The following is a 13,981-nucleotide window of genomic DNA, read 5'->3' on the forward strand; positions in this document are numbered from 1 at the left end:
TCGCCCAGTCGGCGACCCGCTCCGAGATCCGCCAGCCGGGCTTCATGGAGCGCTCGCTCGGCGGCGTCGGCGGTGCCGGCGGACGCTTCGGCGGCCAGCGCGGCGGCCCGTCGTTCGGCAGCATGATCGGCGCCTCGATCCTCGGGACGGTGGCCGGCTACGTCATCGGTTCGGCGATCATGAGCGCCTTCCTGCCGGACCCCGGTTCGTTCGATGGCGGTACCGACGCTGCGGGTGACGGTGGTTCGGAGGACACTGGTGCTGAATCCGGCGATGCCGGGGCGTCCGACGGCGGCGCATCCGACGGCGGCGGCTTCGACAGTGCGGGCTGGGGCGACAGCGGATCCGACTTCGGCGGTGGCTTCAGCGACTTCGGTGGTGGTGACTTCGACGTCTGAGTGACGTCCGTCGCTCCACCGGACCCCGGGTACCCACCGTGTCCGACGAAGGAGCGACATGGCCATCATCGAAGCCTCCGGGCTGACCAAGACCTACAGGTCGAAGTCCGGGCCGGTGCACGCGCTGGCCGGACTCGACCTGTCGGTGCCGCAGGGCACCGTGAAGGCGCTGCTCGGGCCGAACGGCGCGGGCAAGACCACGGTGGTGAAGGTGCTCACCACCCTCATCACGCCGGACTCGGGCACCGCGACGATCGACGGCATCGACGTGATCGCCGACCCGCAGGCCACCCGGCGGTCGATCGGGGTGTCCGGGCAGTACGCCGCGGTCGACGAGAACCTGACCGGGTTCGAGAACCTCGAGATGATCGGGCGGCTCTACCACCTGGGCCGCAGGACAGCGCGCGATCGTGCCCGGGAGCTCATCGACGTCTTCGACCTGTCCGAGGCGGGCGACCGTCCGGTGAAGGGCTTCTCCGGCGGCATGCGGCGACGCATCGACCTCGCCGGGGCGCTGGTGATGAACCCGCGCGTGCTGTTCCTCGACGAGCCGACGACGGGCCTCGACCCCCGCAGCCGGCTGGCGCTCTGGGGCATCATCGAGGACCTCGTGGCCGAGGGCGCCACGGTGCTCCTCACCACCCAGTACCTGGAGGAAGCCGACCGGCTCGCCGACGACATCGCGGTCATCGACGACGGGGCGGTCATCGCCGAGGGCACCGCGGACCAGCTCAAGGCGCAGGTCGGCGGGCACCGGGTGGTCGTCACCCTGGTCGACGAGGCCGACGGCGACGCGGCGACCACGGTGCTGCGCCGCTACGGGGTCGGCGAGGTCGAGACCTCGGGCGACGGCCGCACCCGTGCCATCGCGGTGGAGGCCGGTCCGGCAGCCCTGCAGCGCGTGCTCGCCGACCTGGGCGCGGCCGGCATCGAACTCCACGACGCCGGCATGCGACGCCCGACCCTCGACGACGTCTTCCTCCGCCTGACCGGACACGCCGCGACGGACGACGACGCCGACGAACCCTCGGCCAGCAAGCAGAAGGAGACGGCACGATGACCACCACGTCCCTCGCGCCGGGCCGCCAGCTGCCCGTCGTCGTCACCTCGCCGCTCGCCGTCTGGGTCGAGGACGGCTGGACCGTCACCAAGCGGAACCTCATCAAGCTCAAGCGGTCGCCGGACATGCTCGTGTTCGCCGTGCTGCAGCCGATCATGTTCGTGCTGCTGTTCAGCCAGGTGTACGGCGGTGCCATCCAGGTGCAGGGGACCGACTACACGCAGTTCCTGATGGCGGGGATCTTCGCGCAGACCGTGGTGTTCGGTGCGACGTTCTCCGGATCGGCGATGGCGCAGGACCTGAAGGAAGGGCTGATCGACCGGTTCCGGACGCTGCCGATGTCGGCGTCCGCGGTCCTGGTCGGGCGCACCAACTCCGACCTCGTCCTGAACTCGATCTCGATGGCGATCATGATGCTCACCGGCCTGGCGGTCGGGTGGCGGGTGAACTCGTCGCCGCTCGAGTTCCTGGCCGGCATCGCCCTGCTGCTGCTGTTCAGCTACGCGTTCAGCTGGGTGATGGCGCTGCTCGGCATGAGCGTCAAGACGCCCGAGGTCATCAACAACGCCTCGTTCATGATCCTGTTCCCGCTGACGTTCATCTCGAACGCGTTCGTGCCGAGCGACACCCTGCCGCTGGTGCTGCGCGTGTTCGCGGAGTGGAACCCGGTGTCGTCGCTCGTGCAGGCCGCGCGGGAGCTGTTCGGCAACGTCGGGTCCGCGCCGGTACCGGACATCTGGACGATGCAGCACCCCGTGCTGACGGTGCTGATCGGCATCGCCGTGATGCTCGTGGTCTTCGTCCCGTGGGCGGTGAACAAGTACACCCGCATCAGCGCGAAGTGAGACCGGCGTGGACGCTCAGAGCAGCTTGCGCTGCAGCGCCCACGCGGTCAGCTCGTGCCGGTTCGACAGCTGGAGCTTCCGCAGGACCTTCGACACGTGTGTCTCGACGGTCTTCACCGAGATGAACAGCTCCGTCGCGACCTCCTTGTAGGCGTACCCGCGCGCGATGAGTCGCATGACCTCCTGCTCGCGGGCGGACAGGCGGTCCAGCTCGGCGTCGTGCTGCGCCGTCTCGCCGCTGACCGCTCCGAAGGCGTCGAGCACGAAGCCGGCCAGGCGCGGCGAGAAGACCGCGTCACCGTCCGCCACGCGGGCCACGGCCTCGGCGACCTCGGCACTCGACGAGCTCTTCGTGATGTACCCGCGGGCGCCGGCCCGGATGACCCGCACCACGTCGTCGGCGGCGTCCGACACACTCAGCGCGAGGAACCGGGTGTCCGGGTTCCCCGGTACGGACCGCGTGATGACCTCGGCACCGCCGCCGCCGGCGCCGCCCGGCAGGTGCACGTCGAGCAGGACGACGCGCGGGCGCGTGGCCGCGACGAGCGTCACGGCTTCGTCGACGGTCGCCGCCTCACCCACGACCTGGAGGCCCGGTGGCAGCCCGGCGCGCACGCCGGCTCGGAAGATGGAGTGGTCGTCGACGATCGCGACCGTCAACGGGGCGGGTTCGGTCATGCGTGCTCCTCGTCGTGGGCCGCGGGTGCGAGCGGCAGGGTCAGCCGGACCTCGGTGCCGGTGCGGCCCGGCCCCGGCGCGATGGTCGCGTGGCCGCCGAGGCGCTGCATCCGGCCGATGATCGACTCGCGGACGCCGTACCGGCCCGCGGGCACGGAGTCGACGTCGAAGCCCGGGCCGCGGTCGCGGATGCTGAGCTCGACCCGGTCACCGGCGGTCTCGGCGTACACGCTCACGGTGCCACCGGCGTGCCGGGCGGCGTTGAGCATCGCCTCGCGGGCGGCGGCGACGAGCCCGTCCGGCAGGTCGCTTCGGGCGGGGCCGACCGCGATGACCTCGATGCGGGCGGGGTACTCGGCCTCGATGTCCACGGCTGTGTCCCGCAGCTGCGCGCCGAGGTCGCGCGCCGGTTCAGCCCGCTCGGTGAAGAGCCACGACCGCAGTTCGCGCTCCTGCGCCCGCGCCAACCGTGCCGCGTCCGAACCCGGCTCGGCCTTCTGCTGGATGAGGGCGAGGGTCTGCAGCACCGAGTCGTGCAGGTGTGCCGCGAACTCGGCGCGCTCGAGGTCGCGGACGCGGGCGGCGCGTTCCTCGGCGAGGTCGCGGACGAGTCGGACCACCCACGGGGCGACCACGACGGCGACCCCGACCAAGACGGCGACCGCGGCGGTCAGCACGGTCCAGACGTTCGGGCGGCTGCTCGTCGTGAAGAACAGCAGGATGCCGAGCACGACGAGCACCAGGGCTCCGAGCGCCCGGACGACCAGGGCGGAGGACCCGGCGGTGCGGACGTTGCGGAGCGCGTCGAACTGCCGCCAGGCGAGTGCGGCGCCGGTGACGACCACGACGCCGGGCACGACGACCTCGAGGGGGACCGCCGCGCCCATCCGCGCTGCGACCACCGCGCCGGCGGCGGCGAGCAGGGCCACGCCGAGCAGGATCTCGACGACCGGGGCGCGGCGGGCAGACGCGGTGGGCTCGTCCTGGTCGACGTCGGTGGCAGGGGTCAGCACGGACTTGAGCGGTGTGCTTCCGACGGCTGCCCCGGCGGCTGCGCTCGGCACGGTCGCCCAGAGCCAGGCGTACAGCAGCAGCCCGGCGCCGCCGCAGACCACCAGGACCGCGGTGGCGAGCCGGACGGCCCCGACCGGCAGCCCGGTGTGCGCCGCGAACCCGCTGCAGACCCCGCCGACGACCCTGGGGGTCGGGCGCGTCATCGTCGCGGTGGCCATGGGGCAATCCTGGCACCCGGACGGCGGTCACAGCAGGATCCGGGGCCGGGATCAGGGACCGGTCAGGGGGAACCCCGATGGTGCCGGCGCAGCACTGCCGGGATGCTGGTGGCCATGACCGATCACCAGCACGACTCCGCTCCCGGCACCGCCGCCGGCAGCGCCGACTCGACGACCCGGTTCTTCGACTGGGTCCGCGGCCTCGGCATCGCGCGCACCGACGACCGCTGGCTCGCCGGCGTGTGCGGCGCCGTCGCCCGCCGCACCGGGCTCGACCCCCTCGTGGTCCGCGGCGTGACGATCGTCGTCGCGCTGCTGGGCGGACCGGTCTTCCTCGCCTACGCCGTCGGCTGGGCGCTGCTGCCCGACACCGCCGGACGCATCCACGTCGAACGGATGATCCGCGGGGTCCTCGACCCGGCGCTCATCGCGATCGCCGCGCTCGTGGCACTGACGTTCGTGCCCGCGGCCCGGGGTCTCTGGTGGCAGGGGGTCCCGGACGCCTGGGGGATGCCCGGCTGGCTCGAGGCGACCCTCGCCACCGGGTGGAGCATCGTGCTCGTCGGCGGGATCGTGTGGCTCATCGTGGTCCTGGCCCGACGCGGGGTGAACGGTGATCGGACAGTGGGCACCGGCACCGGCACCGGCACCGACCCGACCGCCGCACCGCGGGGCGACTTCTGGACCAGCCCCGAGGAGCCGCGCCCGGCCCGGGACGCGTGGACCGCGGAGGCGACCGGCGCGCTGGACGCGGGTCGGGCCTCCTGGCAGTGGGGTGCACCGGTGAGCCCCGAGGACCGTCGACGGCAGCACGAGGAGCGGCTGCGCGCGGAACGCGAGCGGACCGCCGAACGGCGGGCGGAGCGGGCCGAGCGACGCCCCGGGGCGTCGTACGTCGCCGTGTCCCTCGGACTCGCACTCGTCGCCGGAGCCGGGGTCGCCTTCTGGGCGCAGCAGGCCGGGTGGTCCGTCCCGGTCCTCGGGATCGCCGCGGCGCTCGCGGTTCTGGCGATCGCCACGATCGTCGCGGGGATCCGCGGCCGTGACGACGACGTGCTCGGATTGTTCTCGACGATCGCCGCGGTGGCCCTGGTGGTCACCGGGGTCCTGCCAGCCGGCACCCAGGTCTCGCTGATCGGCGGCACGACGTGGCAGGTCGAACGCGCCGCCTCCGGGACCGAACGGGACTTCGCCATGCTGGCGGGCGGTCCCACCCTGGACCTCCGCGGACTCGAGGCGTCGGCCGTCGGGGGCGACGTGAGCCTCTGGCTGGGCGCCGGCGGAGCCGAGGTGCTGCTGCCGACCGACCTGCCGGTGCGGGTCGAGGTGAGTGGTGTCGGCTACGGGATCGACACCGGCGGGGGCGACGACGACGGCACCGGTGGGGTGCTCCGGACCACCACGCTCGAGAACCGTGCGGCACGCACGGCCGATGCGGACGAGACGACGACGGTGCACCTGTGGATCCTCGGCGGTGGCGTCGAGGTGCCGCGGGCGACCACGGTCGGCGAGTGAGGAACGGGACGATGACGACGGACAGCACGACCAACGACAACCCGACGGACGACGGCTCGACGAACGACGGTGCCACGAACGACGCGGCGACTGCACCGGTGGCCTCCCCGGTGGCTCCGGACCGGCCCGCCTGCCGGCCCCGACGTGGTGGTGCACGCTTCGGCACGATCCTCTGGGGCGTGCTGCTCCTGGTGTTCGCCGGAGCGATGGCCGTGAGTGCGCTGCCGATGTTCTCAGTGGACACCACGACCCTGCTGTTGGCCGCCTGCATCGCCGCCGGTGTGCTGCTGGTCGTGGCGGGGATCGTGGCGGCCCTGTCCCGCACACGGCGCTAGTCGGACCGCTCCGTGCGCCGGGCTGTCCAGGTGTGCACGGGGGTCACCCGGACGGCTTAGCATCATCCACGTGACCGCGACAGACGCCGAGCGGGCCGCCCAGCGCGACGCCACCGAGCAGCCCCTCGACCGCAGCACCCGCCTGCGCCGGTGGATGCTGCACGGGGCCGACCAGGGCGCCTCGCACCAGGGCCCGCACCAGGTCGAGGTCGAGAAGACCCACCCGTGGTGGCGGGTCATGTGCCTGACCGGCGTCGACTACTTCTCCACCCTCGGGTACCAACCCGCCATCGCCGCGCTCGCCGCGGGGCTGCTGTCGCCGATCGCGACGATCGTCCTCGTGCTCGTCACGCTGTTCGGGGCGCTGCCGGTCTACCGTCGGATCGCCCACGACAGCTTCCGGGGCGCCGGGTCGATCATGATGCTCGAGAAGCTCCTGCCGTGGTGGGCGGGCAAGCTCCTCGTGCTGGTGCTGCTCGGGTTCGCCGTGACGGACTTCATGATCACGATGACCCTGTCGGCGGCCGACGCCACGGCGCACATCGCCGAGAACCCGTACACGCCGCACTGGTTCACCGAGATCCCGGTGCCGCTCACCCTGGCGCTGCTGCTCCTGCTCGGCATCGTGTTCCTGCGCGGGTTCAAGGAGGCCATCGGCATCGCGGTCGGACTCGTCGCGGTGTTCCTCGCCCTGAACGCCGTCGTCATCATCGTCGCCCTCTGGCACGTGTTCGAGAACCCGATGGTGGCGAGCGACTGGTGGTCCGGGCTGACGGCACAGCACAGCAACCCGCTCGTGATGGTCGGCATCGCCCTGATCGTGTTCCCGAAGCTCGCGCTCGGGCTCTCCGGCTTCGAGACCGGCGTCGCGGTGATGCCGCAGGTCCGCGGCGACGCCACCGACGACACCAGCGACCGCCCCGAGGGCCGGATCCGCGGAACCAAGCGACTGCTGACCGTCGCGGCGCTCATCATGAGCTCGTTCCTCATCACGTCGTCGATCGTGACGACGTTCCTCATCCCGCAGCACGAGTTCCAGCCGGGCGGCGGTGCGAACGGCCGTGCCCTGGCGTACCTGGCGCACGAGTACATGGGCGGGGTGTTCGGGTCGATCTACGACTTCTCGACCGTCGCCATCCTGTGGTTCGCCGGCGCGAGCGCGATGGCGGGGCTCCTCAACCTGGTGCCGCGGTTCCTGCCCCGCTACGGCATGGCACCGCAGTGGGCGCGTGCGGTGCGTCCCCTCGTGATCATCTTCACGCTCATCGCGTTCGTCATCACGATCATCTTCCAGGCCGACGTCGACGCCCAGGGTGGCGCCTACGCCACCGGCGTGCTGGTGCTCATCACGAGCGCCGCGGTCGCGGTGACGCTGTCCGCGCGCCGCAAGCAGCAGCGCAAGCGCACCATCGCGTTCGGTGTGATCTCGGTCGTGTTCGTCTACACCACGGTCGCCAACGTCATCGAGCGGCCCGACGGCGTGCGGATCGCCGCGATCTTCATCATCGCGATCGTCGTGGTGTCGCTCATCTCGCGCGTGCGGCGTTCGTTCGAGCTCCGTGCGTCGTCGATCGAGCTCGACGCGACCGCCAGGCAGTTCGTCGAGGCCGACGCCGACCAGTTCAGTTCGGTCTGCATCATCGCGAACGAGCCCGGTGCCGGCACGGCCGAGGCGTACCGGGCGAAGGGGCGCGAGGAACGCCGCGACTCCGGCATCCCGGCCCGCGTGCCGACGATGTTCCTCGAGGTCCTGCCCGCCGACTCCTCCGACTTCGAAGAGGACCTCGTCGTCGAAGGCCACGTCATCCACGGGTTCCGCGTGCTCAAGGTCCGCTCCGGCAACGTCCCGAACACCATCGCGTCGACGCTCCTCGCCATCCGAGACCTCGCCGGGGTGGTGCCGAGCATCTACTTCGAGTGGAACGAGGGCAGCCCGATCCGCAACGCCCTGCGCTTCGTGTTCACCGGCGCAGGCGACGTCGCCCCCGTCACGCGCGAGGTCCTGCGCGAAGCGGAACCCGAGGTCAACCGACGGCCCAGCGTCCACGTCTCGTGAGGCACGGACCGGGCGCGGGGCGTGCCTCCAGGCCCGTCGGCGGCCTGGCGGCGATCGCCGTCGCCGCAGCGGTCTGGGGCACCACCGGGACCGCGACGCACTTCGCGCCCGGTGTGCCGGCGTTCGTGTTCGGTGCGGTGACCTTCGGGCTCGGCGGCCTCGTGCTCGCCGCGACCGCGGGCCGGGGCACGCTGCGTGCCGTCGCCCAGCGCCGCACCCGCGGCTGGGCACTGCTCGGTGCCGCATCGCTCGTGGTCTACGCGGTTGCCTTCTACGCGGCCCTCGCCGACGCCGGGGTCGCGCTCGGTACGACCCTGGCCATCGGGTCGTCGCCCGTCTTCGCCGGCCTGGTCGAGTGGGTCGTCGACCGCAGAGGCGTCACCCGTCGGTGGGTCCTCGCCACCGTGGTGAGCGTGGTCGGCATGGTCGTCGTCACCCTCGCGCGCTCCGAGCACGACGGCGGCGGGCGGTCACTCGTGGTCGGGGTCGGCAGCGCCCTGGTCGCCGGTCTGACGTACGCGCTGTACTCGTGGGCGGTGGCGCGGGGGATGCACGCCGCGACGAGCCGGATGCCGATCGCCGTCGTCCGCGCGGAGTCCGACAGCATGCGTGTCGGCGGGGACGTCGGGGTCGCCGCCGCACGGGCTGCCCGCGGGCCGAACGAACGCGGGCTCGTCGGTGCGGTGTTCGGGGTGGCCGCGGTGCCGCTCGTCGTGCTCGCCGTGGTGGCGGGTGGGCCGTTCCTGACCGACGCCGACAACTGGCCGGTGTTCCTGTACCTGGCGCTGGTGCCGACGGTGATCGGCCACTCGCTGTACGCGCTCGGGCTCCGGACGGTGACGGCGTCGGTCGCGACGCTGCTGTCCCTGCTCGAGCCCGTCGTGGCCGCGGTGCTGGCGGTGCTCGTGGTGGGGGAGCGCCTGGGGACCGGCGGATGGGCCGGGATCGTGCTGGTGGTGGCCGGGCTGTCCGTGCTGGCGCTGCCCGATCGGCGCGGCCGCTGATCAGCGGCGGCGCGCGCTGACCAGCAGCGGCGCCCACGCGTCAGCCGGACCGGCGCCCGGCGCCCACCCGTCAGCCGTCGAGGATCTGGTCCCGCACCTTCCGCCGCAGCACCTTGCCGATCATCGAGCGCGGCAGGTCCTCGACCACGACGACCCGGCGCGGCACCTTGTACGCCGCCAGGTGCTCGCGCGACCAGGCCCGGAGCGCGGCCCCGTCGAACGTCGCGGGGTCCTTCGGCACGACCGCGGCGACGACCTGCTCGTTGCCGCCCTGCGTGATGCCGACGACCGCGACCTCCTTGACGCTGGGGTGCTTCAGCAGGGTGTCCTCGACCTCGGACGGCGACACGTTGAAGCCGCCGGTGATGATGAGTTCCTTGAGGCGGTCGACGATCCGGACGTACCCGTCGGCGTCGATGGCCACGATGTCGCCGGTGCGGAACCAGCCGTCGGGCGTGAAGACCTCGTCGGTGGCCTCGGCCTTGCCCCAGTAGCCGCGGAACGCCTGCGGGCCACGGACCTGCAGTTCGCCGGGCTCGTCGATGCCGAGCACCTTCGTGTCATCGTCGGGGTCGACCACCCGCGCCTCGGTGGAGGACAGCGGCAGGCCGATCGATCCGAGTCGACGCTCGGGGGAGACCGGGTTGGCCATCAGGACCGGGGAGCACTCGGACAGGCCGTAGCCCTCGACCAGGTAGCCGTCGGTCCGGGCCTCCCACGGTTCGACGATGTCCTGTGACAGCGGCATGGCGCCGGAGATGCCGATCTCGATGCCCTTGAGTGACACCTTCGCCGAGTCGGCCGCGTGCTGCAGCCGGGCGTAGATCGGTGGCACGGCCGGCAGGAACGTCGGCGGGTGGCGCTTGATCGCCGTCAGGACCAGGGCGGGGTCGAACGCGGGGAAGAGCACGAGCCGCGAGGCCATGCTCATCGCGAAGGTCAGGCAGAGCGTCAGGCCGTAGGCGTGGAACATCGGCAGCACCGCGTACACGACGTTGTCGCCGCGGCGGATCTGCGGCACCCACGCCCGGGCCTGCGCGGCGTTCGCCAACAGGTTCCGGTGGCTCAGCACCGCGCCCTTCGGCGTCCCGGTGGTGCCGGACGTGTACTGGATCAGCGCGACGTCGTCGGTGGCCGGCCGCGGGTGCCGCTTCGACAGCTTGCGGGTGTCGGCGAGGTCGTCCCACTTGACCGTGCCGCGCACCTTCGCCGTCAGCTTCGCGCGGGACTCGCGGGCCTTCGCGACCGGCAGCGCCAGGGCGAGTCGGGTGCTCCGGGGCATGGCGCGGGTGATGTCGACCGAGACGATCGCGTCGAGGTGTACGTCGGCCGGGAAGTCCTGCAGCGTCGCGACGGACTTGTCCCACGCGATGGCGACCTTGGCGCCGTGGTCCTCGAACTGGTGGCGGAGTTCCCGCGGCGTGTACAGCGGGTTGTGTTCGACCACGATCGCGCCGAGCCGCAGAACCGCGTAGAACGCCACGATGTGCTGCGGGCAGTTCGGCAGGACGATGGCGACGCGGTCGCCCGCGCCCACGCCGAGCTTCCGCAGGCCGTTCGCCGCGCGGAGGATCTGCTCCTCGAGGTCGGCGTAGCTCGTGGTGCGCTTGAAGAACTCGAGGGCGACCTGCCTGGGGAACTTCCGGGCCGACTGCTCGACCAGGTCGTACAGGGAACCACTCTGTTCCTCGATGTCGTGCGGGACCCCCGGGGCGTACGAGGCAAGCCAGGGACGAGGCGTGTCGATGCTCACCCGACCCAACCTAGTGGGCGACCCCCGTGCACGCTGGGAGGGCCACTTTGCGCGATGCCACCCCCGCGCCCAGGTGACGGACGGAACATGACGACATGTCCACTGTCTCCGATGTCTTCCGGTCCCGCCTCAACCAGACGTTCACGGGTGGTTCGACCGGCACGGAAGCCTGGATGGACGACCTGGAACACGGCACCGACGCGGGCTTCTTCGGTCCGGGCTCCGCCACGTGGGCGGTACACGGCGGGAGCCACGGCATCGTCGCCGGCGTGCGGGCACTCCTCGTCCAGGCACTGCACCCCGGCGCGCTCGCCGGCGTCGCCGACCACTCCCGGTACCGCGAGGACCCGTTCGGTCGTCTGGCGGGCACCAGCCGGTGGATCGCCACCGTCACGTACGGCGACCGGCAGACCGCCCGCAGCGGCAGCGACTGGGTGCTCCGGCTGCACGAGCGCGTCCGTGGGCAGTACGTCGACGCGCACGGCACCACCCGTCCCTACGCGGCCAACGACCCGGACCTGGCACGCTGGGTGCACCTCGCCTTCACCGACGCGTTCCTCCGCGCCGCCCAGTGCTGGGGCGGCCCGATCCCCGGAGGCGCGGACGCCTACGTGCGCGAGTGGGCCGAGGCCGGGCGCCTCATGCGCATCGTCGACCCGCCCGAGTCCGAGGCGGAGCTCCGTGCCCAGATGAACGGGTACCTCGACCGCGGCGAACTCCTGGTCGACTCGCGCACCCGAGACGTCGTCCGGTTCATCAAGGACCCGCCGCTGTCCCGCCTGCTCCGACCCGGCTACCGCGCCGTGTTCCAGGGAGCGGTGTCCACGCTCGACCCGCGGCACCGGTCGCTCCTCGGCCTCCGTGCGCCGATCGTCGGCCCGGTGGAGCTGCCGGTGGTCCGCACCACGAAGCTCGTGCTCGACGGGATCGGTGCGGTGCTCGACGACCAGACCGGTTCCGAACGAGCCGCGCGGCGGCGCATCGCGCGCCTGCAGCGCACTGACGGCAGCGCGGTCGCCTGACCACGGCCGTCACCGCGACCACCTGACGGACGGGAGGCACGGTGCCAGCTGGCACCGTGCCTCCCGTCCGCTCGTGGGGGCGTCAGAAACCCGACGGCACCCGGGGCGTGTACGCGGACTCGAGTCGCGTGACCTCGTCGTCGGTGAGCGTCAGCGACGCTGCGGCCACCGCGTCGTCGATGTGGTGCTCCTTCGTCGCGCCGACGATGGGCGCGGAGACCGCGGGCTTGCCGGCGACCCAGGCCAGGGCGACCTGCGCCATCGGGACACCACGTTCGGTGGCGACGGCCTCGACCGCATCGACGATCGCGCGGTTGGCGTCCTCGTCCTGCTTGTAGAGGGTCTTGCCGAACTCGTCGGTCTGCGCGCGCGAGCCCGACCCGGAGGCGTCCCAGGGGCGCGTGACGCGGCCGCGGGCGAGGGGGCTCCACGGGATCACGCCGACGCCGGTGTGCTCGCAGAAGGGGAGCATCTCGCGCTCCTCCTCGCGTTCGAGCAGGTTGTACTGGTCCTGCATGCTCACGAACTTCGTCCAGCCGTGGCGTTCCGCGGTGTGCTGCATCTCGGCGAACTGCCACGTCCACATGCTGCTCGCGCCGATGTAGCGCGCCTTGCCGGCCTTCACGACGTCGTGGAGGGCCTCCATGGTCTCCTCGATCGGCGTCACCGGGTCGAAGCGGTGGATCTGGTACAGGTCGACGTAGTCCGTGCCGAGCCGGCTCAGGGAGGCGTCGATCTCGTGCATGATCGCCGCGCGGGACAGCCCCGCGCCGTTCCGGCCGGGACGCATCCGGTTGAAGACCTTCGTGAAGACCTGGACGTCCTCGCGCGGGGCCAGCTCGGCGAGGAGCGTGCCGGTGATCTCCTCGCTGCTGCCGTCCGAGTAGACGTTCGCGGTGTCGAAGGTCGTGATGCCGGCCTCGAACGCGCGGCGGACGAACGGGCGGGCCTCGTCGATGCCGACGCTCCAGGCGTGCGAGCCCCGGTCCGGGTCGCCGTACGACATCATGCCGAGGACGACGCTGCTGATCTCGAGCCCCGAGTTGCCGAGGCGCTTCGTGTCGGTGGTCATGCTGTCACTCTGGCATCGCGGCCTGTGACGGCGAGCAGGCGGACCTGGAGCGGGGAGTCCTCGGTGACGTCGACCGGGGGTGCGTAGAGGCCGGTGGCGGCGAGGTCCTCGATCTGCGGCTCGAAGTACTCCCACACGGCGCGGACGAGCTCGTCGGGCAGGGACTCCTCGGTGCCGGTCGCCCGGGCGAGGTCCCACGTGTGGATCGTGATGTCGCTCGTCTGCTCGGTGAGGTACTGCGCGGCGGGCACGACGTCGGTGCTGAGGTGCACGGGGGTGTCCTGCGGGGCGTTCCGCCAGGCGTCGGTGGCCGCGGTGGCGAACCGGTGCCACTCGGCCACCAGGTCGTCGCCGATCGGCTCGAGGTCGGCCTGGGCCTGGGCGTAGTCGCACCCGGTCAGGAGCTTCGGGATCCAGCGCTGCTCGTCGACGACGTGGGCGACGAGGTCGCGGGTGGTCCACTCGGAGTCGGGGGTGGGGGCGTCCCAGTCGGTGACGGCGGCGACGCGGCGGCCGAACTCGGCTGCCGCGAGGGCCTGCATCGCGATCCAGTCGGTGGCCATGGTGGTGCTCCTGTTCGTCGTGCGGGCGTGTGCGCTTGGTGCAACTCGGGGTCCGGAGTGCGGATTCCCCGCGCTGTTGTCGTACGTGCCAACGTTACGCGGGGGCGGCGCTCGGCCGTCGCTCGTCCGGTCGTTCCCTGCTGGTGCGCTGCCGCTGCCGCTGCCGCTGCCGCTGCCTCGCCTTCGTGCCCCTCCGTGCGCCCCTGTGCGCGACGTGCCCCGGTGTGCGAGCGGGCGAAATGCCGCACTTCTCCCCGCCGGGTCCCGGGCATTCCGCCCGCTCGACCGCGCTTCCGATCTCGGCCGGGGTCGCTCGCACCCTCCGCTCGAGTCCTTGCGCGAGCGGGCGAAATGTCCGGCGTGCCACAGAGATCGGCGTGGTGTTTCGCCCGCTCGTGGGCGTGGGCGTGGGCGTGGGCGTGGGCGCGCGGCGTGGGCGTGATTGCGG

13 protein-coding genes are annotated in these 13,981 nt (G+C 72.2%); 8 read left to right on the top strand and 5 right to left on the bottom strand.

The window, feature by feature from the left end:
* Window positions 1–44: 44 nt before the first annotated feature.
* Genes ACZZ9K_RS15425 through ACZZ9K_RS15435 form a run of 3 tightly spaced genes read left to right on the top strand, consistent with a single transcriptional unit; the run spans window position 45 to window position 2,303 of the window.
* Window positions 45–398 carry a hypothetical protein gene (locus tag ACZZ9K_RS15425; protein ID WP_463444512.1) on the top strand — a complete coding sequence of 118 codons (354 nt, stop codon included), beginning with the start codon at window positions 45–47 and terminating at the stop codon, window positions 396–398.
* 58 nt (window positions 399–456) lie between these two features.
* Window positions 457–1,458: an ATP-binding cassette domain-containing protein gene (locus ACZZ9K_RS15430; protein WP_463444513.1), complete on the top strand. Its 1,002-nt coding sequence runs from the start codon at window positions 457–459 to the stop codon at window positions 1,456–1,458.
* Complete coding sequence (locus ACZZ9K_RS15435; RefSeq protein WP_051596514.1) at window positions 1,455–2,303, top strand: ABC transporter permease; 849 nt, start codon at window positions 1,455–1,457, stop codon at window positions 2,301–2,303. Before ACZZ9K_RS15430 ends, ACZZ9K_RS15435 begins: the two co-directional genes overlap by 4 nt.
* A gap of 15 nt (window positions 2,304–2,318) precedes the next feature.
* Here ACZZ9K_RS15435 and ACZZ9K_RS15440 read toward each other — a convergent pair whose 3' ends face one another.
* A complete protein-coding gene (locus ACZZ9K_RS15440) occupies window positions 2,319–2,981 on the bottom strand; it encodes a LuxR C-terminal-related transcriptional regulator (RefSeq protein ID WP_463444514.1) in 663 nt (220 codons plus the stop codon).
* Complete coding sequence (locus ACZZ9K_RS15445) at window positions 2,978–4,213, bottom strand: ATP-binding protein (protein ID WP_463444515.1); 1,236 nt, start codon at window positions 4,211–4,213, stop codon at window positions 2,978–2,980. Before ACZZ9K_RS15445 ends, ACZZ9K_RS15440 begins: the two co-directional genes overlap by 4 nt.
* 114 nt (window positions 4,214–4,327) lie before the next feature.
* Between ACZZ9K_RS15445 and ACZZ9K_RS15450 the strand changes: the two genes are divergently transcribed.
* The 4 genes from ACZZ9K_RS15450 to ACZZ9K_RS15465 all read left to right on the top strand — a co-directional run bounded on the left by ACZZ9K_RS15450 (window position 4,328) and on the right by ACZZ9K_RS15465 (window position 9,123).
* On the top strand, window positions 4,328–5,728 hold the full coding sequence (locus ACZZ9K_RS15450) for a PspC domain-containing protein (protein ID WP_463444516.1): 1,401 nt from the start codon (window positions 4,328–4,330) through the stop codon (window positions 5,726–5,728).
* An 11-nt stretch (window positions 5,729–5,739) separates the two neighbouring features.
* Window positions 5,740–6,063 (top strand): hypothetical protein, encoded by a 324-nt coding sequence (locus ACZZ9K_RS15455; RefSeq protein ID WP_463444517.1) that lies wholly within the window; start codon window positions 5,740–5,742, stop codon window positions 6,061–6,063.
* 154 nt (window positions 6,064–6,217) lie between these two features.
* A complete protein-coding gene (locus tag ACZZ9K_RS15460) occupies window positions 6,218–8,119 on the top strand; it encodes an APC family permease (RefSeq protein WP_239001484.1) in 1,902 nt (633 codons plus the stop codon).
* Window positions 8,116–9,123 carry a DMT family transporter gene (locus tag ACZZ9K_RS15465; RefSeq protein WP_463444518.1) on the top strand — a complete coding sequence of 336 codons (1,008 nt, stop codon included), beginning with the start codon at window positions 8,116–8,118 and terminating at the stop codon, window positions 9,121–9,123. Before ACZZ9K_RS15460 ends, ACZZ9K_RS15465 begins: the two co-directional genes overlap by 4 nt.
* A 70-nt stretch (window positions 9,124–9,193) precedes the next feature.
* Here ACZZ9K_RS15465 and ACZZ9K_RS15470 read toward each other — a convergent pair whose 3' ends face one another.
* Complete coding sequence (locus ACZZ9K_RS15470) at window positions 9,194–10,876, bottom strand: long-chain-fatty-acid--CoA ligase (RefSeq protein WP_463444519.1); 1,683 nt, start codon at window positions 10,874–10,876, stop codon at window positions 9,194–9,196.
* A 95-nt stretch (window positions 10,877–10,971) separates the two neighbouring features.
* Between ACZZ9K_RS15470 and ACZZ9K_RS15475 the strand changes: the two genes are divergently transcribed.
* Window positions 10,972–11,898, top strand: a complete 927-nt coding sequence (locus tag ACZZ9K_RS15475; RefSeq protein ID WP_463444520.1) for an oxygenase MpaB family protein — start codon at window positions 10,972–10,974, stop codon at window positions 11,896–11,898.
* 82 nt (window positions 11,899–11,980) lie between these two features.
* Here ACZZ9K_RS15475 and ACZZ9K_RS15480 read toward each other — a convergent pair whose 3' ends face one another.
* On the bottom strand, window positions 11,981–12,970 hold the full coding sequence (locus ACZZ9K_RS15480) for an aldo/keto reductase (protein ID WP_463444521.1): 990 nt from the start codon (window positions 12,968–12,970) through the stop codon (window positions 11,981–11,983).
* Window positions 12,967–13,533: a TIGR03086 family metal-binding protein gene (locus ACZZ9K_RS15485; RefSeq protein WP_027464629.1), complete on the bottom strand. Its 567-nt coding sequence runs from the start codon at window positions 13,531–13,533 to the stop codon at window positions 12,967–12,969. Before ACZZ9K_RS15485 ends, ACZZ9K_RS15480 begins: the two co-directional genes overlap by 4 nt.
* Window positions 13,534–13,981: the final 448 nt, after the last annotated feature.

This window comes from Curtobacterium sp. AC268, assembly GCF_979258745.1.

What these genes read in the sequence shown, in the direction of transcription:
- ACZZ9K_RS15425 (WP_463444512.1), top strand. Translation starts at nt 45, where the DNA reads ATGGAGCGCTCGCTCGGCGGCGTCGGCGGTGCCGGCGGACGCTTCGGC.
- ACZZ9K_RS15430 (WP_463444513.1), top strand. Translation starts at nt 457, where the DNA reads ATGGCCATCATCGAAGCCTCCGGGCTGACCAAGACCTACAGGTCGAAG.
- ACZZ9K_RS15435 (WP_051596514.1), top strand. Translation starts at nt 1,455, where the DNA reads ATGACCACCACGTCCCTCGCGCCGGGCCGCCAGCTGCCCGTCGTCGTC.
- ACZZ9K_RS15440 (WP_463444514.1), bottom strand. Translation starts at nt 2,981, where the DNA reads ATGACCGAACCCGCCCCGTTGACGGTCGCGATCGTCGACGACCACTCC.
- ACZZ9K_RS15445 (WP_463444515.1), bottom strand. Translation starts at nt 4,213, where the DNA reads ATGGCCACCGCGACGATGACGCGCCCGACCCCCAGGGTCGTCGGCGGG.
- ACZZ9K_RS15450 (WP_463444516.1), top strand. Translation starts at nt 4,328, where the DNA reads ATGACCGATCACCAGCACGACTCCGCTCCCGGCACCGCCGCCGGCAGC.
- ACZZ9K_RS15455 (WP_463444517.1), top strand. Translation starts at nt 5,740, where the DNA reads ATGACGACGGACAGCACGACCAACGACAACCCGACGGACGACGGCTCG.
- ACZZ9K_RS15460 (WP_239001484.1), top strand. Translation starts at nt 6,218, where the DNA reads ATGCTGCACGGGGCCGACCAGGGCGCCTCGCACCAGGGCCCGCACCAG.
- ACZZ9K_RS15475 (WP_463444520.1), top strand. Translation starts at nt 10,972, where the DNA reads ATGTCCACTGTCTCCGATGTCTTCCGGTCCCGCCTCAACCAGACGTTC.
- ACZZ9K_RS15480 (WP_463444521.1), bottom strand. Translation starts at nt 12,970, where the DNA reads ATGACCACCGACACGAAGCGCCTCGGCAACTCGGGGCTCGAGATCAGC.
- ACZZ9K_RS15485 (WP_027464629.1), bottom strand. Translation starts at nt 13,533, where the DNA reads ATGGCCACCGACTGGATCGCGATGCAGGCCCTCGCGGCAGCCGAGTTC.